Origin of the sequence: Nocardioides sp. CER19 (assembly GCF_029846275.1) — a bacterium.
In the GTDB taxonomy this organism is placed as follows: domain Bacteria; phylum Actinomycetota; class Actinomycetes; order Propionibacteriales; family Nocardioidaceae; genus Nocardioides.
The window spans coordinates 1,407,907-1,429,492 of record NZ_JARVWS010000002.1; the positions used below are offsets into that span (position 1 = coordinate 1,407,907).

At 71.3% G+C, this 21,586-nt stretch carries 24 protein-coding genes and 1 riboswitch; of the genes, 13 read left to right on the forward strand and 11 right to left on the reverse strand.

Annotation, left to right across the window (positions count from 1 at the left end; all coding sequences use genetic code 11):
- The first annotated feature begins 21 nt into the window (after nt 1-21).
- Genes QDS12_RS15225 through QDS12_RS15245 form a run of 5 tightly spaced genes read left to right on the forward strand, consistent with a single transcriptional unit; the run spans nt 22 to nt 3,155 of the window.
- On the forward strand, nt 22-1,314 hold the full coding sequence (locus QDS12_RS15225) for a hemolysin family protein (RefSeq protein ID WP_279880270.1): 1,293 nt from the start codon (nt 22-24) through the stop codon (nt 1,312-1,314).
- Entirely contained in the window at nt 1,311-1,649 is a 339-nt protein-coding gene (locus tag QDS12_RS15230) for a cytidine deaminase (protein ID WP_279880273.1), read from the forward strand. The genes QDS12_RS15225 and QDS12_RS15230 overlap by 4 nt, the downstream gene beginning before the upstream one ends.
- Before the next feature lie 12 nt (nt 1,650-1,661).
- Entirely contained in the window at nt 1,662-2,507 is an 846-nt protein-coding gene (locus QDS12_RS15235; protein ID WP_279880276.1) for a pentapeptide repeat-containing protein, read from the forward strand.
- 60 nt (nt 2,508-2,567) lie between these two features.
- Complete coding sequence (locus QDS12_RS15240) at nt 2,568-2,807, forward strand: hypothetical protein (RefSeq protein WP_279880279.1); 240 nt, start codon at nt 2,568-2,570, stop codon at nt 2,805-2,807.
- A 39-nt stretch (nt 2,808-2,846) separates the two neighbouring features.
- Nucleotides 2,847-3,155: a chorismate mutase gene (locus tag QDS12_RS15245; RefSeq protein ID WP_279880281.1), complete on the forward strand. Its 309-nt coding sequence runs from the start codon at nt 2,847-2,849 to the stop codon at nt 3,153-3,155.
- A gap of 18 nt (nt 3,156-3,173) precedes the next feature.
- Here QDS12_RS15245 and QDS12_RS15250 read toward each other — a convergent pair whose 3' ends face one another.
- A complete protein-coding gene (locus QDS12_RS15250; RefSeq protein ID WP_279880284.1) occupies nt 3,174-3,425 on the reverse strand; it encodes a hypothetical protein in 252 nt (83 codons plus the stop codon).
- Between the two features lie 122 nt (nt 3,426-3,547).
- Between QDS12_RS15250 and QDS12_RS15255 the strand changes: the two genes are divergently transcribed.
- From QDS12_RS15255 to era, 5 genes are all read left to right on the forward strand, one after another.
- Nucleotides 3,548-4,924: an FAD-binding oxidoreductase gene (locus tag QDS12_RS15255; protein ID WP_279880287.1), complete on the forward strand. Its 1,377-nt coding sequence runs from the start codon at nt 3,548-3,550 to the stop codon at nt 4,922-4,924.
- Complete coding sequence (locus QDS12_RS15260) at nt 4,921-6,213, forward strand: class I SAM-dependent methyltransferase (RefSeq protein ID WP_279880290.1); 1,293 nt, start codon at nt 4,921-4,923, stop codon at nt 6,211-6,213. Before QDS12_RS15255 ends, QDS12_RS15260 begins: the two co-directional genes overlap by 4 nt.
- Before the next feature lie 68 nt (nt 6,214-6,281).
- Nucleotides 6,282-6,815: a pyridoxamine 5'-phosphate oxidase family protein gene (locus QDS12_RS15265; protein ID WP_279880293.1), complete on the forward strand. Its 534-nt coding sequence runs from the start codon at nt 6,282-6,284 to the stop codon at nt 6,813-6,815.
- Between the two features lie 57 nt (nt 6,816-6,872).
- A complete protein-coding gene (locus tag QDS12_RS15270; RefSeq protein ID WP_279880296.1) occupies nt 6,873-7,652 on the forward strand; it encodes a siderophore-interacting protein in 780 nt (259 codons plus the stop codon).
- Nucleotides 7,649-8,581: a GTPase Era gene (gene era, locus QDS12_RS15275; protein ID WP_279880298.1), complete on the forward strand. Its 933-nt coding sequence runs from the start codon at nt 7,649-7,651 to the stop codon at nt 8,579-8,581. The genes QDS12_RS15270 and era overlap by 4 nt, the downstream gene beginning before the upstream one ends.
- 10 nt (nt 8,582-8,591) lie before the next feature.
- On the opposite strand, the gene QDS12_RS15280 is transcribed toward era, so the two are convergent.
- A complete protein-coding gene (locus tag QDS12_RS15280) occupies nt 8,592-9,476 on the reverse strand; it encodes an NADP-dependent oxidoreductase (RefSeq protein WP_279880301.1) in 885 nt (294 codons plus the stop codon).
- 9 nt (nt 9,477-9,485) lie between these two features.
- On the reverse strand, nt 9,486-11,102 hold the full coding sequence (locus QDS12_RS15285; RefSeq protein ID WP_279880304.1) for a DHA2 family efflux MFS transporter permease subunit: 1,617 nt from the start codon (nt 11,100-11,102) through the stop codon (nt 9,486-9,488).
- Nucleotides 11,103-11,340: 238 nt separating this feature from the next.
- Here QDS12_RS15285 and QDS12_RS15290 point away from each other — a divergent pair, with 238 nt between their 5' ends.
- Nucleotides 11,341-12,321 (forward strand): magnesium transporter CorA family protein, encoded by a 981-nt coding sequence (locus QDS12_RS15290; RefSeq protein ID WP_279880308.1) that lies wholly within the window; start codon nt 11,341-11,343, stop codon nt 12,319-12,321.
- Between the two features lie 4 nt (nt 12,322-12,325).
- On the opposite strand, the gene QDS12_RS15295 is transcribed toward QDS12_RS15290, so the two are convergent.
- Entirely contained in the window at nt 12,326-13,468 is a 1,143-nt protein-coding gene (locus QDS12_RS15295; RefSeq protein WP_279880310.1) for an FAD-dependent oxidoreductase, read from the reverse strand.
- A gap of 185 nt (nt 13,469-13,653) precedes the next feature.
- Nucleotides 13,654-13,817: riboswitch (cyclic di-AMP (ydaO/yuaA leader) on the forward strand.
- On the opposite strand from QDS12_RS15295, the gene QDS12_RS15300 reads away from it, so the two are divergent.
- Entirely contained in the window at nt 13,817-14,155 is a 339-nt protein-coding gene (locus QDS12_RS15300) for a transglycosylase family protein (RefSeq protein WP_279880312.1), read from the forward strand. It overlaps the preceding riboswitch by 1 nt.
- A 34-nt stretch (nt 14,156-14,189) precedes the next feature.
- Here QDS12_RS15300 and QDS12_RS15305 read toward each other — a convergent pair whose 3' ends face one another.
- From QDS12_RS15305 to QDS12_RS15335, 7 genes are read right to left on the reverse strand one after another with little or no spacing between them, the layout of a single operon-like run.
- Entirely contained in the window at nt 14,190-14,762 is a 573-nt protein-coding gene (locus QDS12_RS15305) for a GNAT family protein (RefSeq protein WP_279880315.1), read from the reverse strand.
- Between the two features lie 8 nt (nt 14,763-14,770).
- The gene (locus QDS12_RS15310) at nt 14,771-15,928 is read right to left on the reverse strand and encodes an acyl-CoA dehydrogenase family protein (RefSeq protein ID WP_279880318.1); all 1,158 of its coding nucleotides are present in this window, start codon (nt 15,926-15,928) and stop codon (nt 14,771-14,773) included.
- Between the two features lie 22 nt (nt 15,929-15,950).
- Nucleotides 15,951-16,772, reverse strand: a complete 822-nt coding sequence (locus tag QDS12_RS15315; protein ID WP_279880321.1) for a septum formation family protein — start codon at nt 16,770-16,772, stop codon at nt 15,951-15,953.
- Complete coding sequence (locus QDS12_RS15320; RefSeq protein ID WP_279880323.1) at nt 16,769-17,569, reverse strand: septum formation family protein; 801 nt, start codon at nt 17,567-17,569, stop codon at nt 16,769-16,771. Before QDS12_RS15320 ends, QDS12_RS15315 begins: the two co-directional genes overlap by 4 nt.
- A 56-nt stretch (nt 17,570-17,625) precedes the next feature.
- On the reverse strand, nt 17,626-18,498 hold the full coding sequence (locus tag QDS12_RS15325; RefSeq protein ID WP_279880326.1) for a sigma-70 family RNA polymerase sigma factor: 873 nt from the start codon (nt 18,496-18,498) through the stop codon (nt 17,626-17,628).
- 43 nt (nt 18,499-18,541) lie between these two features.
- Nucleotides 18,542-19,039, reverse strand: a complete 498-nt coding sequence (locus tag QDS12_RS15330) for a flavodoxin family protein (RefSeq protein ID WP_279880327.1) — start codon at nt 19,037-19,039, stop codon at nt 18,542-18,544.
- Nucleotides 19,040-19,048: 9 nt separating this feature from the next.
- Complete coding sequence (locus tag QDS12_RS15335) at nt 19,049-19,447, reverse strand: pyridoxamine 5'-phosphate oxidase family protein (RefSeq protein WP_279880329.1); 399 nt, start codon at nt 19,445-19,447, stop codon at nt 19,049-19,051.
- Nucleotides 19,448-19,676: 229 nt separating this feature from the next.
- On the opposite strand from QDS12_RS15335, the gene leuA reads away from it, so the two are divergent.
- Nucleotides 19,677-21,425, forward strand: a complete 1,749-nt coding sequence (leuA, locus tag QDS12_RS15340) for a 2-isopropylmalate synthase (protein WP_279880331.1) — start codon at nt 19,677-19,679, stop codon at nt 21,423-21,425.
- Nucleotides 21,426-21,586: the final 161 nt, after the last annotated feature.

A 21,586-nucleotide genomic window follows, 5' to 3' on the forward strand; every position in this document is an offset into this window, starting at 1 on the left:
CCGCACCCACCACACACCGAGATGTCCGACTTCTGGCTGGTCGTCACCGCCGCCCTGCTCGTCATCCTCGCCGGCCTCTTCTCCGCCGCCGACGCCGCGCTCGGCGGCTTCTCCACCGCGCGGGCCGAGGAGCTCGCCGAGGAGCGCAAGGCCGGCGCCCAGCGGCTCCTGACCCTGCTCGCCGACCCGCCCCGCTACCTCAACACCGTCCTGCTGCTGCGGCTGCTCTGCGAGGTCGCGGCCACGGTGCTGGTCGCGCTGGAGCTCTCCGACGCCTACGGCGGCGCCTGGTGGCCCACGGTCCTCACCGCACTCGCCGTCATGCTCGTGGTCTCGTTCGTCGCCATCGGCGTCGCGCCGCGAACCCTCGGCCGCCAGCACAACGAGCGGGTCGCGCTGCTCGCCGCCGGGCCGGTCACCGCGATCACCAGCGTCCTCGGGCCGCTGCCGCGACTGCTCATCCTCGTCGGCAACGCGCTCACGCCGGGCAAGGGCTTCCGCGAGGGCCCCTTCAACACCGAGACCGAGCTGCGCGAGCTCGTCGACCTGGCCGAGGCGTCGTCGCTCATCGAGGGCGACGAGCGCCGGATGATCCACTCGGTCTTCGAGCTCGGCGACACCACGGCCCGGGCGGTGATGGTCCCCCGCGGCGACGTCATCTACATCGAGCGGCACAAGAACCTGCGCCAGACCATGTCGCTGTTCCTACGCAGCGGGTTCTCCCGCATGCCGGTCGTCGACGACAACCTCGACAACGTCGTCGGCGTCGCCTACCTCAAGGACATCGTGCGGCGGGACTTCGAGGCACCCGACGTGGAGTTCACCCAGCGCGTCGACGAGATGATGCGGCCGCCGTACTGGGTGCCCGACTCGAAGCCGGTCGACGAGCTCCTCAAGGACATGCAGGCGCGCCGCCAGCACATCGCCATCGTCGTCGACGAGTACGGCGGCACGGCCGGCCTGATCACCATCGAGGACGTCCTCGAGGAGATCGTCGGCGAGATCACCGACGAGTACGACGCCGGGGACGACTCGCCGCAGGTCGTCGACGAGGGCGTCGTCCGGGTGCCGGCGCGCTTCCAGGTCGACGACCTCGACGAGCTCGTCGGCGTGGACGTCGAGGAGGAGGACGTCGACTCGGTGCGCGGCCTGATGGCCAAGCACCTGGGCCTCGTGCCGATCCCCGGATCCGTGGTCGAGGCCCACGGCCTGCGGTTCACCGCCGAGGAGACCGCCGGTCGGCGCAACCGGATCGGCACCGTGCTGATCGAACGACTCGAGAAGGAGCTGTCCGGAGATGAAGGTGACGGATGACTGACCTGTCGGCCGAGGACGGCAAGCTCGTGACCCTGGCCCGCGCGACCCGCGCCCGCACGGGGGCGGCCGAGGGCGCCGCCGTACGCGACCAGGACGGCCGCACCTACGCCGGGGCCACCGTCTCGCTGCCCTCGCTCTCGGTCTCGGCCGTCGGCGTGTGCGTCGCCATGGCGGTCTCGTCCGGCTCCACCGGTCTCCAGGCGGTCGTCGTGCTCGGCGACAGCACGGTCAGCGACGCCGACCTCGCCGTCGTCCGCGACTTCGGCGGCTCCGGCGTGACGGTGCACTCGGGCGACGCCCGGGGCGACATCGCCACGACCACGCTCAGCTAGGCGGCGTCCATCATGTCGGCCCCGACGAGGATCGCGCTCGGCGTCCGCGAGGACCTCGGCGCCGACTGCGCGCGCTGCTTCGGGCTGTGCTGCGTCGCGCTGGCGTTCGCCCGCTCCGCCGACTTCCCGGTCGACAAGGCGGCCGGCGAGCCGTGCGTGCACCTCGACGACGCCGACGCCTGCGGGATCCACGGCGAGCTGCGGCAGCGCGGCTTCAAGGGCTGCACGGTGTTCGACTGCTTCGGAGCCGGGCAGAAGGTGTCGCGCCACACCTTCGGCGGCCGGTCGTGGCGCGACGACCCGGCGGACGGGGCCCGGATGTTCCAGGTCTTCCCGATCGTGCGCCGGCTCCACGAGCTGCTCTGGTACCTCGACGGGGCGATCGCGCTCACCGGCGACGGCGACGGCGCGGACGCCCTCCGGCAGCGGTTCGACCACGTCCGCGCGCTCAGCGACGCATCCCCCGACCGGCTCCTGGCGCTCGACGTCGACGGCGAGTACGCCGCCGCGCGACCGTTGCTGCTGGCCGCCAGCGAGCAAGCCCGCAACCGCGTGACCCGGCCACCGCGCCGCCGGGACGGGCTTGGTCCGGGACGCGACCTGAGCGGTGCCCGGCTCGCCGGTGCCGACCTGCGCGGCCTCACGCTCCGGGGCTCGGTGCTGATCGGCGCCGACCTGTCCGGCGCCCGGCTGTCGTGGTGCGACCTGCTCGGCGTCGACCTGCGCGACGCCGACCTGGCCCGGGCCGACCTCGGCGAGGCGATCTACGTGACCCAGATGCAGGTCGACAGCGCCCGCGGCGACGGCGCGACCGTGCTGCCGCCCGGGTTCGCCCGGCCGACGCACTGGACCGCCTGACGCCACCCGACCGGCCCGGTCGCCCTGTTTGTCGTCGCTGCGGGTCGGGCACCCCACGGCATGAGCACTACCGATCCCTTCGACGACGCGAACGAGGCCGACGTGGCCGAGCAGCGGCAGGCCATGGACGGCGCAGGCACGGTGGACGAGCCCCAGGTCGCCCCTGACGAGGCGGACGAGGCCGACGTGCTCGAGCAGGGCGCGACGGTGCAGATCGACGACGACGCCTATCCGCACGCGGCGGAGCAGGACGAAGAGGAGGACGAGCGCTTCGGGCTGGAGGACGACGAGGAGGAGTGACCGGTCCCGGCCGTCGGTCGGTCATCCGTGCATGTTTGGATGGCGGTCGTGAACGACGCTGAGGATCCCCGTGCCGAGCTGCTGCGACTGCGGTCGAGCATCGACAACCTCGACGCGGCACTGGTCCACCTGCTCGCCGAGCGCTTCAAGTGCACCGCCGAGGTCGGTCGGCTCAAGGCCCGGGCGGGCTTCCCGCCGGCGGACCCCGCCCGCGAGGCGGTCCAGATCGAGCGGCTGCGCCGGCTCTCCGAGGAGAGCGGGCTCGACCCGGTGTTCGCCGAGAAGTTCCTCGCGGTGATCATCGCCGAGGTGATCCGCAACCACGAGACGTTCGCCCGCGAGGAGTGACTCGACGCGGGCCGCTGGTCACTCCAGCGGGAGCGTCCCCAGCTCGACGGTGATGTGGATGCCGTCCTCCTCGCGGTAGGCGGTCAGCCCGGTCATCGTCGCGATGTCCGACTTCTTGGCGCGCATGTGCTCGAGCAGCGCCTCGATGGCCAGTGCGAGCCGCGCCTGGGTGACGGGCTTGCTGCGCCACTTCACCTGGTTGTTCTCGAAGTAGGGCCAGGCCTTCTCGGCCAGGGTCGCGATCGCGTCACGCTCTGCAGCGGTCGACACGGCATCTCCTCGCTCGGCGGGGTGTGTGGGGCGCCATGAGGATAGAGGAGGAGACGGGGTCCCACGCCATCGGCCGCCGACCCGGGACCCGGACGGAAAGCCGAGGGAGTAGGTTGACGAGAGTGACGAGCGGCCCCATCCAGTCCCTTGCCTGGCGGCAGCACGAAGAGGCGGTGGCACGGCTGCGGTCGTCGTACGCCGCCATCCCGGCCGGAGCGCCGGTCCGGCTCGCCAAGCGCACCACGAACCTGTTCCGCGCGCGGACGGCGTCGACGGCCCCCGGGCTCGACGTCAGCGGGCTGGTCGGCGTCATCGAGGTCGACGCCGACGGGCAGACCGCCGATGTCCAGGGCATGTGCACCTACGAGGACCTCGTCGACGCGACCCTCCCGCACGGGCTGATGCCCTATGTCGTCCCGCAGCTGCGCACGATCACGCTCGGCGGCGCCGTCACGGGCCTCGGCATCGAGGCGACCAGCTTCCGCAACGGGCTGCCGCACGAGTCGGTCGTGGAGATGGACGTCTTCACCGGTGCGGGCGACGTCGTCACCACCAAGCCGGGCGACGACCTGTTCGAGACGTTCCCCAACTCCTACGGCAGCCTCGGCTACGCGACCCGGCTGAAGATCAAGCTGGAGAAGGTGCCGAGCTTCGTGCGGCTGCGGCACGTCCGCTTCGACGACGCCGAGCGGCTCGCGACGGCGATCGCCCAGATCACCGCCGACCAGCACTTCGACGGCACCCGGGTCGACGGGCTCGACGGCGTCGCGTTCGCACCGGGGGAGTACTACCTGACGCTGGCGACCTGGACCGACACCACCGGCGGCGACACCCCGAGCGACTACGCCGGGCAGCAGGTCTACTACCGCTCGATCCAGGAGCGGACCACCGACCTGCTCACGATCTACGACTACATCTGGCGCTGGGACACCGACTGGTTCTGGTGCTCGGGCGCGTTCGGTGCGCAGAACCCGACGATCCGACGGTTCTGGCCGCGCCGCTACCGCCGCAGCGACGTCTACATGAAGCTGCTCGGGCTCGACCGGCGCTTCTCCATCGCCGACCGGCTCGACCGTCGTGCCGGTCGCCCGCTGCGCGAGCGCGTCGTCCAGGACATCGAGGTGCCGGTCGAGAACCTGCCGGCGTTCCTCGAGTGGTTCGACGACGAGGTCGGTATGCGACCGGTGTGGCTGTGCCCGCTCGTGGCGCGGCAGAAGTGGCCGTCCTACCCGCTGGAGCCCGGCGAGATCTACGTCAACGTCGGCTTCTGGGGCACCGTCCACGTGGGCCCCGACGCGACGAACGGGCCCAAGAACCGCGCGATCGAGACCAGGGTCCACGAGCTCGGCGGCCACAAGTCCCTCTACTCCGAGGCGTTCTACGACCAGGACACCTTCGACGACCTCTACGACGGCGCCAACCTGGCCGCCGTGAAGGCGAAGTACGACCCCGACGACAGGCTCACGAGCCTCTATGACAAGGCGGTGAAGAAGCGGTGACCCACAACATCGCAGGCACGATCAACGGATTCTTCGATGGGGGGCTGCCGATCCGGCTCACCGCCTTCGATGGCAGCGAGTCGGGCGACCTGGGGTCGCCGTACGGCCTCGAGGTCCTCAACCAGCGCGGGCTGCAGTACATCCTGACCGCGCCGGGTGACCTGGGCCTGGCCCGCGCCTACGTCAGCGGTGACTTGGAGCTGCACGGGACGCACCCGGGCGACCCCTACCCGCTGCTCTCGCTGATCCTCAGCAAGACGAACTTCGCCCGGCCCTCCATCCCCGACATGGTCGGCCTGGTGCGGAGCCTGGGCATCGCCAACTTCAACCCGCCGAAGCCGCCGCCGCAGGAGCACCTGCCGGCCTGGCGCCACCGCGTCGAGGGCCTGCGCAGCGTCGTCGGCTGGGGCCGCCACTCCCAGGCGCGCGACGCCGACGCCATCCACCACCACTACGACGTCTCCAACACGTTCTACGAGTACGTCCTCGGCCCGTCGATGACCTACACGTGCGCGGTCTTCCCGACCGCCGACGCCACCCTCGAGGAGGCGCAGGAGAACAAGTACGACCTCATCTGCCGCAAGCTCGACCTCAAGCCCGGCCAGCGGCTGCTCGACCTCGGCTGCGGCTGGGGCGGGATGGTGCGGCACGCGGCCAAGCACTACGGCGTCAAGGCGCTCGGCGTCACGCTGTCGCGCGAGCAGGCCACCTGGGCGCAGGAGGAGATCAAGCGACAGGGCCTCGACGACCTGGCCGAGGTGCGGTTCTCCGACTACCGCGACGTGCGCGAGGGCGACTTCGACGCCGTCAGCTCCATCGGGCTCACCGAACACATCGGCGTCCGCAACTACCCGGCGTACTTCGGCTTCATCCGCGACAAGCTCAAGCCGCAGGGCCGGATGCTCAACCACTGCATCACCCGCGACGAGAACCGGCACCAGGCCAGCGCCGGGGCGTTCATCGACCGCTACGTCTTCCCCGACGGCGAGCTGATCGGCTCCGGCACGATCGTCACCGCCGTCGAGAACGAGGGGCTCGAGGTCCAGCACCACGAGAACTTCCGGCTGCACTACGCCAAGACGCTGATGGGCTGGAACAAGAACCTCGTCGACCACTGGGACGAGGCTGTCGCCGAGGTCGGGCTCGGCACCGCCAAGGTGTGGGGCCTCTACATGGCCGGCTCGCGGCTCGGCTTCGAGCGCAACATGATCCAGCTGCACCACGTGCTCGCGACCAAGACCGTCGACGGCGTGTCGGACTACCCGCTGCGCCACGAGTTCGGGGCCTGAGCGTCGTTCTTCGGCGACCCTGTTCGTAGGGAGGGTGAGACCACCTCGCACTCCCGAAGGAGAGGGCCATGAAGACGAAGAACCTCGCAGCGGCGATCGGTGCTCCCACGATGGACTGGGAGCCTGTGCGCGCCCGGCTCGACGCCGGCTTCGACCAGGGGCCGGGGTCGCAGCCGGGCGACCCCGGGCGCCACTCGACCTGGGTGTCGACCGTCAACGCCGACGGCGGCCCGCACGTCAACGCGGTCGGGGCGGTGTGGCTCGACGACCACTTCTACGTCGTCACCGGGCCGGGCACCCGCCGCGGTCGGAACCTCGCACGAGACCCGCGCTGCGCCGTCTCCCTGTCGGTCCGCGAGTTCGACCTCGTGGTCGAGGGTCGGGCGGTGCGGGTCCTGGGCGAGGAGCTCGCGCGGATCGCGGCGCACCACCACGACCGCGGCTGGCCAGCGGAGGTGGACGAGTCCGGTGAGGGCCTGACGGCGCCGTTCAACGCCCAGTCCGCGGGCCCGGCTCCGTGGCACGTGCACCGGATCGAGGCCACCTCCGCGCAGGCGGTGCAGTGCGTCGAGCCGTACGGCGCCACGCGCTGGACGTTCTGACCCGGGATGATCAGGGCCGGATCGGGCCGGCGGCTCAGCCGCGGCTAGCCTTGGCGGGTGAGTGTCAGGGCGGAGCAGTACGACGCGGAGGTGATCAGCCGCGAGGAGCTCTCGCCGCACCTGGTGCGGGTGGTGCTCCACGTCCCCGGGTTCGTCTCGACGGGGGTCCCGGACGAGTGGGTCGGGCTGGTCGTGCCAGGGCAGTTCCAGTCCCGCTACTACACCGTCCGGTCGTACGACGCTTCGCCAGGGCCCGGGCACACGCGACTGACGCTCGACATCGTGGTCCACGCGACCGGGCTGGTCACCGAGTGGGCGGCCCGGTCGGAGATCGTGGGGGAGACCGTCACGATCACCGCGCCGAAGGGGTCCTTCGAGCAGCCGCCCGGTGCCCAGTGGCTGATGCTGGTCGGAGACCTGACGGCGCTGCCGGCGATGGCCCGGATCGCGTCCGAGACGACGCTGCCGACCCGCATCTGGGCCGAGGTGCCCGACGTCGACGAGCTCGCCGACTACCTCCCGGGATCGGCCGACGTCACCTGGCTCGCCGGGCACGGCGACCAGCTGGCGGCGACGGTCGAGGGGCTGGCGTGGCCCGAGGGGGAGGGCTACTTCTGGATGGCCGGCGAGTCGGCGCAGATGCGGGCGATCCGCAAGCACCTGATGCGCGAGCGACGGCTGCCCAGTCACGCCTACGACGTGATGGGGTACTGGCGGTCCAGCGTGGGCCGGCAGCCGCGCAAGGTCGACCCAGGCCCCATCTACAGGGCGGGCAAGGCGGCCGGCCTCACCGACGAGCAGATCTGGCAGAACTACGACGAGGCGGCGGACACGTGAGCTCAGAGGCAGACACCTTCAGGAGCGGATTCGTCTCGTTCGTCGGCCGGCCCAACGCGGGGAAGTCGACCCTCACCAACGCGCTGGTCGGGACCAAGGTGGCCATCACCTCCGACAAGCCGCAGACGACGCGCACGGTCGTCAGGGGCATCGTGCATCGCGCGGACGGCCAGCTCGTGCTGGTCGACACCCCCGGCCTGCACCGCCCGCGCACCCTGCTCGGTGAGCGCCTCAACGACCTCGTCGAGGCGACCTGGACCGAGGTCGACGTGGTGGCGATCTGCTTCCCCGCCAACGAGAAGATCGGCCCGGGCGACCGGCGGATCGCCGAGAACGTCTCCAAGCTGAAGAAGGGCATCAAGCGGGTCGCGGTCGCCACCAAGACCGACCTGGCGAGCCCGGAGCGGATCGGCGAGCACCTGCTCGACATCCAGGCGCTCGGTGCCGACCTCGGCATCGAGTGGGCGGAGATCGTGCCGGTCTCGAGCAAGGCCGGGGACCAGATCGGCCTGCTCGCCGACCTGCTCGTGGCCCTGCTCCCCGAGGGTCCGCCGCTCTACCCGGAGGGCGACCTCACCGACAGCCCCGACGAGATCCTCGTCGGCGAGCTGATCCGGGAGGCGGCCCTGGACGGCGTACGCGACGAGCTCCCGCACTCCATCGCGGTCGTCGTGGAGGAGATGGGGCTGCGTGAGGACAGGCCCGAGGACAAGCCGTTGATGGACGTGCACGCCAGCCTCTACGTCGAGCGCGACTCCCAGAAGGGGATCGTCATCGGTCACAAGGGCTCGCGGCTCAAGGACGTCGGCAAGCGGGCCCGCCTCCAGATCGCCGAGCTTCTCGGGGTGCCGGTCTTCCTCGACCTCCACGTGAAGATCGCCAAGGACTGGCAGCGCGACCCGCGCCAGCTGCGCAAGCTGGGCTTCTGACGCCGATCGACTACGGGATGAGCGCGACCTTGCCCCCCGGGTGACCGCCGCGCAGCAGGGCGACCGCGTCGAGCGCGTCGACGAGCCGGAACGTGCGCGCCATCGGGACGACCAGCCGGCCGTCGCTCGCGAGCGAGATCAGGTCCCGACGCACCGAGTCGCGGTAGGTCTTCGACGCCGGCATGCCGCCGCCGATCCGCTGGAGTCCTGAGGACTCCGGCGCGGCGATGGTGACGATCCGGGCCGGGTCCGCCACGAGCGCCTTCGAGACCGCCACAGCCTCGTCGGTGCCCACGCAGTCGAGCGCCGCGTCGATCTCGTCGCCGCCGAGGCGGTCGGCGAGCCCGTCGCCGTAGGCCACCGGCACCCCGCCGAACGAGGCCACCCTCTCGAAGCTGCCCTCGCTCGCCGTGCCGACGACGCGCACCCCGCGCGTCGCGGCGAGCTGGAGAACCGCGACCCCGACCGCACCGGAGGCGCCGTGCACGAGGACCGTCTCGCCGGCGCGCGCGCCGACGACGTGCAGCATCTCGGCGGCGGTCGTGGCGGCGAGGAGGAGGTTCGCCGCCTCCGGGAACGAGAGGGCTGGTGGCTTGGCGAACACGTCGGCGGCCGGGATGGTGAGCTCGCTCGCCCAGCCACCGGAGACCCGGAACGCCAGCACCTCGTCACCGACGGAGAAGCCGGCGTCGGCGCCCGCGGCCGAGACGACCCCGGCGACCTCATAGCCGATCGGCACCGGGAACGACGTCGCGCGGGCGGGGTGCTTGTGGTCGGCGGGGTTCACTCCGGCGGCCCGGACGGACACGGTGACCTCGTCCGGCCCCGGCGCGGGGACGTCGTAGTCCTCGAGGGTGAAGGTCGTCGGGTCGGTTGCGATCCAGTGCTGGGCCACCTCGCGATGCTAGCCAGTGATCTCGACGGGCGGCGCCCCCTCGTCGTCGAGCAGATGGGTCTCCTCGCGCTTGCGCGGCAGCATGAGCGCGGGGACCAGCGCCACGACGATGACGACCCAGGCGACCCAGTAGGTCTGGGCGAAGGCAGCCGCCGCGCTCGACATGCCGTTGGCGACCGCCGCCGGGTCGAGCCCGAGCTTGGCGAAGAGCGCCGGCTGGGTGTTCTTCAGGATCGCTGCGGTGGTCTCGGTGATGCCGTCCGGGAAACCGGGGATGTGCTGGGTGCCCGGGATCACCGGGGAGTTCTTGAGGTTGTTGGTCAGCACGACCGACATCGTCGCGACGCCGACGGAGCTCGCGATCTGCTGGTTGATGTTGAGCAGGGTGGAGCCACGGGCGACCTCGTGCGCCCGCAGGGTCCGCAGGGCGGTCGTCATGATCGGCATCATCGTGGCGCCCATGCCCCAGCCCATGACGACGAGCATCGCGATGATGGCGCCGTACGGCGTGGTGTCGGTGATCTGGGTGAGGCCGAACATGCCGATGATGATGAGCACGAGCCCGACGGGGACGATCCGGCCGATCGGGACCTTGTCGGAGAGGCGTCCGGCGATCGGCATCGTCATCATCGCGCCGAGGCCCTGGGGCGCGACCAGAAGACCGGCGTGCAGCGTCGACTCGCCGCGCACCTGCTGGAAGTAGGTCGGCACGAGGAGCAGGCCGCCGAAGAACGCCCCGGCGAAGAGGAACATCGTGATCAGGGAGAGCGCCAGGTTGCGGTTGCCCAGGAGGCGTAGGTCGAGCAGCGGGTGCTGGGGCTTGAACGACCACCACACGAACGTGGCCATCAGCGCCAGACCGGCGAGCGCCGGCACCCACACGTGCGGGTCGCCGACGTCGCCGCCGTGGCTCGGCAGCGACGAGACGCCGTAGAGGAAGAGGGCGAGGCCCGGCGACATCATGAGCATGCCGACGACGTCGAGAGACTCCGAGGGCTCCGGTGCGTCCTTGGCGAGGACGACCCAGGCATAGACGATCGCGATGATCCCGAGCGGCACGTTGATCAGGAAGATCCAGTGCCAGCTCGCGACCTGGATCAGCCAGCCGCCGAGGATCGGGCCCATGATCGGCCCGAGCAGCATCGGGACGCCGAGGATCGCCATCAGCCGGCCCATCCGGTGCGGGCCGGCGGCCCGGGTCATGATCGTCATGCCGAGCGGCATCAGCATGCCGCCGCCGAGACCCTGGAGGACCCGGAAGCCGATGAGCGCGTTGATGCTCCACGCCGTCGCGCACAGGGCGGAGCCGGCCGTGAACAGCAGGATGGCGGTCATGTAGAGCCGCTTGGTGCCGAAGCGGTCGGCGGCCCAGCCGGTCAGCGGGATGACGGTGGCGAGAGCCAGGGTGTAGCCGGTGACGGTCCAGGCCACGTGGGAGTAGGCGAGCTCCTCCCCGCCGTGGCCGAAGACCCGCTGGAAGGTCGGGAGGGCGACGTTGACGACGGTGATGTCGAGGATCGACATGATCGCGCCGAGCACGACCACGCCGGCGACCTTGAGGACGGCTGCGTCGATGTGGTCGGGATAGTCGATCGGTGAGGCGGACGGCGATGTGGAGGATGCCATGGGAGGTCCTTCCGGGCGTTCCGGTCGGTGTTGGGCCGTGGTCGGGCTGGTCCGCGGCAGCGCGGATCAGCAAGGCACGTGGTCCATCCTTCTCCGCCGCAACCCGTGACGCACGCCACTTTGTTCCCGGCCTCGCTGATCGATCCGCCTCGAGGTGGGTTCCCGGGCGGAGGGCCGGTGCCGGCACGGGGCCAGCGCGCTCCTTTACGGGACCCCAGGACGGGTCCACGCTGGCCACATGGACGTTCGGTTCGTCGACGCGTCGGGAGCGCACCAGCACGACATCGAGGACCTGACCGCCCTGCTCGACCGCGAGGACGGCTTCGTCTGGATCGATGTTCCGCAGTGGGACGACGAGACGACCAGGCTGCTCTCCGGGCTCGGCTGCCACCCCCGGGTGGTGGAGGACTGCCGACGGCGCAACCACGTGCCCACGGTGCACAGCTATCGCGACCACTACTTCGTGATCGCCCACGCCCCCTTGGAGGGTGTGAACGGGCACGTGCACATGCTCGAGCTGGACCAGATCGTCGGGGACCGGTTCCTCGTCACGGTGCACGGACCGATGAACCCGGTGGTGGACCGAGGTGAGGCGCTGGTGGAGACCGCCGCGGTGCGCGGCCGGATCGAGGCGGGCCGGTTCTGCCCGGGCACGCCCGCCGAGCTCTCCTACGCCCTCTCGTCGGCGGTGGCGCGACGGCAGCGGGCCCTGGTGGCGCTCGTCGCCGAGAAGCTCCCCGGCCTGGAGCAGGAGGTGATGCAGTCGAAGCTCACCGCGCCGGAGGTGCTGTTGGAGCGGATGTTCCTGATCCGGCACGAGCTGATCACCGCCCGGACGATGGCAGCCCAGACGCACGACGTCTACGCCAGGATCGGCTCCCTCGACCGGTTCGTGCCCGAACCGTCGCGGGTGCTGGCTCGGGACCTGGCCGACCAGTTCAACCGCGTGCGGTCGATCGCGGACGGCGAGGCACAGTTCCTCTTCGGCGTGATCGAGCTCTACCAGACGAAGGTCAACACCAAGATGACCGTCGCGATGGAGCGGCTGGCGGTGATCGCGGCCATCACCCTGCCGATCACCGCGCTGGCCTCGATCTACGGCATGAACATGATCGTCAACCGGAGCACGCACGTGACGCAGCTGGTCATCGTCATCGCGGTGATGCTGACCATGTCGGGTCTGCTCTTGCACTGGGCGCACCGGCAGGGCTGGTGGTGACCGGTCAGAGGAGGTGCCCGCTCCTCCGATCGACCAGCGGCCGCCCGTCGAAGCGCGCCAGCCCGAGCGAGCCGACGTCGGCGTCCGGCTCACCTTCCTCGGCCAGGTCGGCGAGGATCTCGCCCATCAGCGCCGAGAACTTGAAGCCGGCTCCCGAGTCACCGCAGGCGAGCACGACGCGGCCCACCCGGTCGATGACGAAGAGGCCGTCGGGAGAGTCGGTCCAGCTGCAGATCTGCGCGTCGAGGACCGGGTCGGAGATGAACCCCAGGCGCGCGGCCTCGACGGCGGTCTCGTGGGTGCGCTCGTCGGAGGGTGTCCGGTCGACGTCGTCGGGCGTCCAGCCGCGCACCGCCACGTCGAGCCCGATCTTGTAGCCACGGCCGGGGGTGGGCATCGAGTAGAACCCCGGACTGGCGCCGTACGCCCCCTCGAAGAGGCACGGGACGTCGTCGTAGCGGTGCGGGGCGTCGGGCGAGCCGAAGTGCACGACCTGCTCCAGCTGCGGGGTGAGCGGTACGTCGACGTCGAGCATCGGCAGCAGCGCGACGGCGCCCGGTCCAGGGGCGACCACGACGACGTCGGCGGCCATCCGGCCACCGTCCCGCAGCTCCACGCTCCCGGCAGCCGCGTCGATCCCGATGACCTCGTCCCGCACCAGCCGGCCTCCCGCCTCGCGGAAGAGCCGACCCTGCGCCGCCATCGAGGCAGCGGCGAGCACGCACCCGCCCAGCGGCGTCCAGACCGCCGGCCGCTCGTCGGGCACGAGGCCGGGGAGCCAGCGGCCGACGTCGGCGGCCTCCACCTCAACGTGCTCGACCTCCTCCTCGCGGAGCGTCGTCAGCAGCCGGGTCGGATCGTGGTCGCGCCAGAGCACCCCGACCTTGCGGTAGACCTCGGTCCCGGACCGCGCGGCCAGACGATCCATGGCGCCCACGCTGCGCAGCCCGAGCCGGCAGAGCACCGGGGTCGCGTCCGCGTGGCGCCAGACGCGGGTCGGACCAGGCGACGACGAGAGCAGGTTCGCGACGCCGTACCGGTCGACGAGGGTCACCTCGTGACCACGCAGGGCGAGCTGGGCCGCAGTGGGCAGACCCCACGCCCCGGCGCCGACCACGATCGCCCTGCGGCGGCTCCGGCCCGTCATGCCGTGACCGTACCGAACCGAACCGAACCGAACCGAACGGAGGACGGTCAGGCGCCGCCGGTCCGGCGACCGGGAGGAACGGCGCCGATGGGACTTTGGTCCTGGCTCGTCCCCGGCTTAGTCTCGTGAGGTCCCGCCGACGGTGGGACGGTCGCCGGTCCCGCCGAGTCCTGTCCGGCCGGGCGGCCCCTCGAGCGTCATCGCACGGGCAGGAGCGGGGGACCCAGGTCCTTCCGGGCAACCTGTCGACGTGCAGGAGGCCCTTGGGGTGAAGCCGCCAGACCGGCGGCCGGGCACGCTCTCCGTCCGAACCCGACAGCTAACCTCGCAGGCGCGGAGGAGATCCCTATGCGCATGCGCACGCTCCTGTCCTCGACCGTCCTCGCGGCGGCCACCATCACCCCGGTCGTCGCGGTCGCATCGCCCGCTCACGCGGCGACGACCCGTACCTGGCAGCGGCTCGCCAACTGCGAGTCCGGTGGCCGCTGGCACCTCAACACGCACAACGGCTACTACGGCGGCCTGCAGATCAGCGGCAGCACGTGGCGCGGCTACGGCGGGCGCCGGTTCGCCCGGCTGCCCAGTCGCGCCACGAAGGCCCAGCAGATCAAGGTCGCCGAGCGGATCAAGCGCGGCCAGGGCTGGGGCGCGTGGCCGGCCTGCTCGGCGCGCATCGGCGTGCGCTGACCCGCTGGTCCTGGACGCTCTGCGCCGTGCGGGCTCAGCGGGTGGCGGCCGGCTCGAACGTCGGCCGCCACTCCCGCCTGAGCAGCCCGTAGACCCACGAGTCGGAGACCTCGCCGTCGACGACGCAGTCCTCGCGCAGCGTCCCCTCCCGCACGAACCCGAGCTTCTCCAGGACGCGGGCGGACGCCGCATTGCGCGTGTCCGCCTCGGCCTGCACGCGGTTGAGGTCGAGCGTGTCGAACGCCCACTGCAGCAGGGCGCGTGCGGCCTCGGTCGCGTATCCCTGTCCCCAGGCCGCATCGGTGAGGCAGTAGCCCAGCGACGCGCTGCGGTGGTCGGGGTTCCAGCGGGTGAGGCTGCACCAGCCGAGGAAGGCCCCGTCGGAGGCTCGCTCGATGGCCGGCCGCGCCCCGGTGCCCTCGTCCGCCATCTGCCGGCACGCCGCGAGGAAGCGCTCGGCGCGCGCGGGCTCGCGCCACGGGGGTGAGTCCCAGTAGCGCAGGACGTGGGCGCTGCTGTGGAGGGCGAAGAGGTCGTCCGCGTCCGCAGCGGTGAAGGGACGCAGCCGCAGGCGGTCGGTGTGCAGGGTCGGTGCGGGCAGGGGCATGTGTGCCCCTAGAGCCCCATCGCCTTGGCGATGATGGTCTTCATGACCTCGCTGGTCCCGCCGTAGATCCGGTTGACGCGGCTGTCGGCGTAGAGCCGGGCGATCGGGTACTCGTTCATGTAGCCGTACCCGCCGTGCAGCTGCAGGCAGCGGTCGATCACCTCGGAGGCGATCTCCGTGCAGAAGAGCTTGGCCGACGCGGCCTCGGGAGCCGTCAGCTCGCCGGCGTCGAGGGCCTCCAACGCGCGGTCGGCGACGGCTTGGGCGGCGTCGACCTTGGCCTGGCACGCGGCCAGCTCGAACTTGGTGTTCTGGAACGAGGCCACCTCCTTGCCGAAGACTGTGCGCTGCTCGGTGTACTCCTGGGCGAACCGGACCGCGGCCGCGGCCTGCGCGTAGGCGCCGTAGGCGATGCCGAGCCGCTCCTGCGGGAGGTTCTGGCCGAGGTAGGAGAAGCCCTGGTTCTCCTCGCCCAGCAGGTCCTCCGCCGGAACGACGACGTCGGAGAACGACAGCTCCGCGGTGTCGGAGGTGCGCAGCCCGATCTTGTCCAGCTTGCGGCCGACGGCGTAGCCCGACGCCTTCGTGTCGACCACGAAGAGCGATATCCCGAAGCGCCGGTCGTTCTCGAGCGGCGGCGACGTGCGGGCGCAGACGATGACGCGGTCGGCGTGGTAGCCGCCGGTGATGAACGTCTTGGCGCCGTTCAGGACGTAGTGGCTGCCGTCGTCCGAGCGACGCGCCGTCGTCCGCATGCCGGCGAGGTCCGAGCCGGTGCCGGGCTCGGTCATCGCGATCGCGAACATCGTCTCGCCGGACACGAAGCCGGGCATCCAGCGCTCGAGCTGCTCCGGCGTGCCCAGCTTGAGGAGGTAGGGCAGGCACAGCGCGACGTGGACCCCGGAGCCGCCGAAGTTCACACCCGCGCGGGCGGTCTCCTCGTACTGCACGGCGGCGTACTTGAAGGAGTCGATCCCGGCGCCGCCGTACTCCTCGGGGACCTCGATCCCGAACAGGCCGAGCTCGGCGAGCTTGTAGTAGAAGTCGCGCGGCACCAGGCCGTCGTCGAACCACTCCTGGTAGTGGGGCACGACCTCGGCCTCGATGAAGGCCCGCAGGGTCTTGCGGAACGACTCGTGATCCTCGTTGAAGACGGTACGGCGCATGGCGCCAGACTACGAGGACGGCTCAGGCGGGAGCCCAGCAGATCCCGTAGGTCTGGCCCGCGGCCCACTGCTGGGCGGTCGGCCACTCGTAGCCCCACTGGTAGTCGAGGGCGTCCTTCGCGACGCCCCGGCCGGCCTCCTGGCAGGGCTTCTGGCCGGCCGCCTTGGCCGCCGATGCGCCCGGGTACGTCTTGCCGTCGCCCAGCGCGATCGTGCGCAGCGCGCGCCAGCTGTGCTTCTCCCGGCACAGCACCCGGCGGAAGCCCTTCGTGCCGGGCTCAGCGGTGCCGCACATGGCGTAGGGACCGCCGGCGGTCCGCAGGGCCCCGCTGAGCGTGCCGGTCAGCGGGGCCAGCTGCTGGCCTCCGGCGACGGCGATCACGTCGCAGCGGTACCAGTCGGCGCCCTCGTCGGAGGCGTCGACCGTCGGCGTGAACCAGACCGCACGGAGCATCGACAGCCGCAGCCGCTCGGTGGACGCGCCGAGGAAGGCGGTCAGCCGTCGGGGGCAGGACCCGCTCACCTGGCGCTGCACGCGGGGCGAGTCGACGGCGACCAGGTGGCCGCCGACCTCGGTGGTGAGCCGGCCGACGGCGTACGTCTGGGCGGTGTGCGCTGACCGGCACGGCACCGGGTCGTCGGTCGTGGCGGGGGCGAGGGCCTGGGTGTAGGTCAGCCGGTGGCAGGTCCGGTCCTTCGGTGCCGGCGCCGGCGTGGCACGGGGCGGTGGCGTGGGCTTGGTCGTCGTCGCGGCGCGCGGCGTGTCGTCACCGGAGGTGCAACCGGTCGCGAGCAGTACGACGGCCGCGACCGCGGTCAGCAGGCGGATGATCGGGCGGGTCACTGTGCCGTCTTCGCCCAGCACACCGACTTGCGGTTGCCGGCCTTCCACTCGGGGGCGTGGAACCACGTGTAGGCGTAGTCGTAGTCGGTCGGGTAGCCGAGCCAGGCCGCGACCGACGACGCACAGAAGCTCTTGCTCTTCTTCGCCACCGCGGCGTCGCCGGGGTAGGGGTCGTCCGGCTCGCCGACCTTGATGACGGTCACCGCGCGCCAGCTGTGCTGCTGCGAGCAGGGCAGCTTGGCACCGTGGTCGGGGTCGGTGCCCCGCGCGCAGGTCATCCAGTGGTCGTCAGGCTGCGTGGCCATCAGGTCCTTGGTCGTGGTCGGCAGGTCGAGGTAGACCCGCGAGCCGGCCCCGCCGCCGATGACGTCGCACCGGTACCAGCGCGCGCCGTCGTCCCACGCCTTCTGGGACGGCCGGAACCACACCCAGCTCAGGATCGCCCGCATGACGACGCTGTCGGTGGCGCCGAGGTGCCGGGTCAGGGCCGAGCCGCACGCGCGGTAGGCCCACACCTCCAGGTCCGGTTCGTGGTAGTCGGCGTCCTTGAACTCCGCGGGAAGCTCGCCGGAGGCGAAGGTCTCCGCGTTGTGCGGCTCGGTGCAGGGCCGCAGCTTGCCCGCGTTCGTCGGAGCGGCGATGTCGCTGCGCCGGAGGTTGCGGCACGCGCCGACCGTCGGCACCTTCTTCGAGTCGACCTGTGCTGGGTCAGCTCCCGCGGGGACGTCCTTCCCGCCGCAGCCTGCGACGAGCGTCAGCGGGAGGAGCAGCGAGAGCAGGAGCAGGGCGGGGCGCACGGCGGTCGATGCTATCCGGGCACCCCAGCCCGCACCGCTTCAGCGCGTCGGCCGAGTCAGGTGATCGCACCCCGGAGGTCGCGGAGGATGCGCGCGAGCAGCCGCGAGACCTGCATCTGGGTCACGCCGAGCTCCTCGCCGATCTGCTCCTGGGTCTGCTCCTCGAAGAACCGCAGGTAGAGGATCCGGCGATCCCGCGAGGGGAGCGACCTGACCGCGGGGCCGAGCGTCGCACGGGCGTCGGCCGCCGCGAGCTGGTCGGTCCCGGCCTCCTCGGTGGCCTGGTCGGGGATGAGGTCGCCGAGCGTCGCCGCCGCCTCCGGCCCCACGGGCTGGTCCAGCGAGGTGGGCTGGAAGCACCCGAACGCGGTCATCGCGTCGGCGTACTCCGTGTCCGTGATCCCGAGCTGTTCCTGCACCTCGGTGTCCGACGGCTCGCGGCCCAGGGCCTGGGTCAGCTCGGCGATGCAGCCGCTCACCTGCCACTGCAGCTCCTGCACGCGCCGGGGCGGGCGCACGGTCCAGCCGTGGTCGCGGAAGTGCCGCTGCAGCTCGCCCCGGATCGTCGGCACCGCATAGGTGAGCAGCGGCTTGCCATGTGAGGAGTCCCAGCGGTTGACGGCCTTGACCAGGCCCTCGTACGCCGCCTGCTGCAGGTCCTCGATCGGCACGCCGCGCCGGCGGTACCGCGAGGCCACGGCGTCGGCGACGCCGCGGTTGAGGAGGATGACCTCGTCCAGCAGGCGCTGCCGGACGAGCTCGTCGTCGGTGCGGTCCGCGAGCGCGAGCAGCCCCTCCGTGGTGTCGGCGCGCTCCGCGCGGGTGACGCCGGCGTCGCCGTCGGGCAGGCCTCGTCGCGGCCGGGGCATGTCTTGATGTCCGGCCGGAGCCGTCGCTGTGGGCAGGGTCGAGCGTGCGGTTGCTGCCATCTCCAGCCTCCATCCCGAGCGTGGTGGTGGTTGCAGGTGCCGGCTATGAACCTAGCAGCGCCGCCAGCGTCGCGCCGAGGTCGTACGCCGCCTCGTCGTGTCGTTCGCCGACGTCGCCGAGCACCTCGAGCACCGGCGCGGACTGCGTCCAGCCGAGTGCGCCGACGATGGAGAGGACCGAGCGCACGGCCCCGGTCGTGTCGTAGCGCCCGTGCACCCAGAGCCCGAACGGGCGGCGTGCGGTCGGGCTCTCGGAACCCCCGGCCGGGCCGCCGCCGGAGTCGTCCAGGGTGCCGCCGACCTGCAGGAACGTGGTGTCGAAGAAGTGCTTGAGGGCACCGCTCATGTAGCCGAAGTGGGCGGCCGTGCCGAGCAGGTAGCCGTCGGCGGCGAGGACGTCGTCGGCGGTCGCGTCGAGCGGGTTCCGCTCGACGACCTCGACGCCGGTGATCTCCGGGTCGTGCGCGCCGGCGAGGACCGCCTGCGTCAGGCGCTGCAGCGATCTCGACGGCGAGTTCTGGACCACGAGGAGTCGGGCCACCGATGAACCTCAGTCGCCGGAGATCAGGCGCCGCCCGTGGATCTCGGTCGGGGCCAGCTCGATCCACAGCGGTCGCGGGCCGGACGCCCAGGTGTGGAGCTTCAGGACGTCCTCCGGCACCTCCTCGCGGTGCCAGTGGACGTGGGCGACGCCACGCAGCTGAACGCTCCACCCGAGCTTGCTCTCCGCGTCGACCTCGTCGACCAGGACGGCGATCATCTCGTCGTCCACCTCACGGACGAGCGAGGAGTAGGCCGACGTACGGAACCAGAGTGTGTGGTCGTGGATGACGTGGTTGACCGGGATCACGACCGGCCCCGAGCCCGTCGACCATGCGACCCGGCAGAGCGGCTGGCTGGCCGCCAGCCCCCAGCTCTCGTCGCTCTGCAGCTCCACGAGCTCCACCATCACGGCCCCCTTCCTCGGGTGTGCGACCACGGTCGGTCCGGTGTCCCGGACGGTCTCAGTCAATCAGGCCCGGGACCGGGCCGTCACGAGGTGCTGTATCGTGAGCCGCATCATGACGCGCAGCCTCCTCCTTAGCTGCCGCAGCGGGGCCTAGAACGCCGGACCCCCTCGCTGCGGAGTTCAGTCGCGCGCCCGGCGCCACCCGCCGCAGAGGAAGATCCGAGCAGTCATGACCAACCTGAGCAACACCAGCAATCAGCAGAAGCCGTCCGGCATGCCGTTCGAGCGCTACCACGCGTTCGTACCCGTGGACGTCCCCGACCGGACGTGGCCGACGAAGAAGATCACGCACGCCCCGCGCTGGCTCTCGACCGACCTGCGCGACGGCAACCAGGCGCTCATCGACCCGATGACGCCGGGCCGCAAGCTGCAGATGTTCGAGCTCCTCGTCCGCATGGGCTACAAGGAGATCGAGGTCGGCTTCCCGAGCGCGAGCCAGACCGACTTCGACTTCGTCCGCCAGCTCATCGAGGAGGACCGCATCCCCGATGACGTCCAGATCTCGGTGCTGACGCAGGCCCGCGAGGACCTCATCGAGCGGACCGCCGAGTCGCTGGCCGGCGCCCCGCGGGCCACCATCCACCTCTACAACGCGACCGCCGAGCTGTTCCGCCGCGTCGTCTTCGGCGTGACGCCGGAGGAGTGCATCGGGATCGCGACGCGCGGCACCGAGATGGTGATGAAGTACGCCGAGCAATACCTCGGCGGCATCGTCGGAACCGGCGGCTTCGGCTACCAGTACAGCCCGGAGATCTTCACCCAGACCGACACCGAGTTCGCGCTCGAGGTCTGTGAGCGCGTCTCCGACGTGTGGCAGCCCGAGCCGGGGCGCGAGATCATCCTCAACCTGCCGGCGACCGTCGAGATGTCGACGCCCAACACCTACGCCGACCAGATCGAGTACTTCTCCCGGGGCCTGACCCGCCGGGACGTCAGTGCGATCAGCCTGCACCCGCACAACGACCGCGGCACCGCCGTCGCCGCGACCGAGCTGGCCCTGATGGCCGGTGCGGACCGCGTCGAGGGCTGCCTGTTCGGCCACGGCGAGCGCACCGGCAACGTCGACCTCGTCACGCTGGGCATGAACCTGTTCAGCCAGGGCATCGACCCCCAGATCGACTTCTCCGACATCGACGAGATCCGTCGCACTGTCGAGTACGCCACCAACCTGCCGGTCCACCCGCGCCACCCCTACGCGGGCGACCTGGTCTACACCGCCTTCTCCGGGTCCCACCAGGACGCCATCAAGAAGGGCCTGGAGGACCTCGACCGGATCGCCGAGAAGCGGGGCATCCCCGTGGGCGACATCCCGTGGGAGGCGCCGTACCTGCCGATCGACCCGAAGGACGTCGGCCGCACCTACGAGGCGGTCATCCGCGTCAACAGCCAGTCCGGCAAGGGCGGCGTCGCCTACGTGCTGAAGTCCGAGCACAAGCTGGACCTGCCGCGGCGCGCGCAGATCGAGTTCAGCCGCGTCATCCAGCAGCACACCGACGCCGAGGGCGGCGAGGTCAGCACGGACAAGATCTGGGAGATCTTCCGCGCCGAGTACCTCACCCAGGAGTCGCCGCTGAAGCTCAACTCGGTGCACACCTCCTCGGCCGCGGGCGAGAAGGACGCCCTCACCGTCAACGTCTACGTCGACGGCGAGCTGCGCACCCTCGAGGGCGCCGGCAACGGCCCGATCGCCGCGTTCGTCGACGCGATCAACGCCGCCGGCGAGGAGGCCGGCCACGACTGGGACGTCCGGGTGCTCGACTACCACGAACACGCGCTGTCGTCCGGCGGCGACGCTCTCGCGGCGGCGTACGTCGAGTGCTCGGTCGGCTCGGAGATCTTCTGGGGCGTCGGCATCGACGCCAACATCGTCACCGCCTCGCTCAAGGCGGTCATCTCCGCGGTGAACCGCGCGATCTGAACCCCACCTCTCGAAGGGCCGCTCTCCCGCTGGGAGGGCGGCCCTTCGGCGGCTGGCGGCTCCCTCCCGAACTGTCACCGTGACACGTTGCGGATCGAGTGACACCTCCGAGCTGTCACCCGTGGCGCGAACCGTCACCGTGACCCTTTGCCGAGGGAGAC

What these genes read in the sequence shown, in the direction of transcription:
- QDS12_RS15235 (WP_279880276.1), top strand. Translation starts at nt 1,662, where the DNA reads ATGTCGGCCCCGACGAGGATCGCGCTCGGCGTCCGCGAGGACCTCGGC.
- QDS12_RS15300 (WP_279880312.1), top strand. Translation starts at nt 13,817, where the DNA reads ATGCGCATGCGCACGCTCCTGTCCTCGACCGTCCTCGCGGCGGCCACC.
- leuA (WP_279880331.1), top strand. Translation starts at nt 19,677, where the DNA reads ATGACCAACCTGAGCAACACCAGCAATCAGCAGAAGCCGTCCGGCATG.
- QDS12_RS15305 (WP_279880315.1), bottom strand. Translation starts at nt 14,762, where the DNA reads ATGCCCCTGCCCGCACCGACCCTGCACACCGACCGCCTGCGGCTGCGT.
- QDS12_RS15230 (WP_279880273.1), top strand. Translation starts at nt 1,311, where the DNA reads ATGACTGACCTGTCGGCCGAGGACGGCAAGCTCGTGACCCTGGCCCGC.
- QDS12_RS15325 (WP_279880326.1), bottom strand. Translation starts at nt 18,498, where the DNA reads ATGGCAGCAACCGCACGCTCGACCCTGCCCACAGCGACGGCTCCGGCC.
- QDS12_RS15265 (WP_279880293.1), top strand. Translation starts at nt 6,282, where the DNA reads ATGAAGACGAAGAACCTCGCAGCGGCGATCGGTGCTCCCACGATGGAC.
- QDS12_RS15225 (WP_279880270.1), top strand. Translation starts at nt 22, where the DNA reads ATGTCCGACTTCTGGCTGGTCGTCACCGCCGCCCTGCTCGTCATCCTC.
- QDS12_RS15240 (WP_279880279.1), top strand. Translation starts at nt 2,568, where the DNA reads ATGAGCACTACCGATCCCTTCGACGACGCGAACGAGGCCGACGTGGCC.
- QDS12_RS15310 (WP_279880318.1), bottom strand. Translation starts at nt 15,928, where the DNA reads ATGCGCCGTACCGTCTTCAACGAGGATCACGAGTCGTTCCGCAAGACC.
- QDS12_RS15245 (WP_279880281.1), top strand. Translation starts at nt 2,847, where the DNA reads ATGGCGGTCGTGAACGACGCTGAGGATCCCCGTGCCGAGCTGCTGCGA.
- QDS12_RS15295 (WP_279880310.1), bottom strand. Translation starts at nt 13,468, where the DNA reads ATGACGGGCCGGAGCCGCCGCAGGGCGATCGTGGTCGGCGCCGGGGCG.
- QDS12_RS15335 (WP_279880329.1), bottom strand. Translation starts at nt 19,447, where the DNA reads ATGGTGGAGCTCGTGGAGCTGCAGAGCGACGAGAGCTGGGGGCTGGCG.
- QDS12_RS15285 (WP_279880304.1), bottom strand. Translation starts at nt 11,102, where the DNA reads ATGGCATCCTCCACATCGCCGTCCGCCTCACCGATCGACTATCCCGAC.
- QDS12_RS15290 (WP_279880308.1), top strand. Translation starts at nt 11,341, where the DNA reads ATGGACGTTCGGTTCGTCGACGCGTCGGGAGCGCACCAGCACGACATC.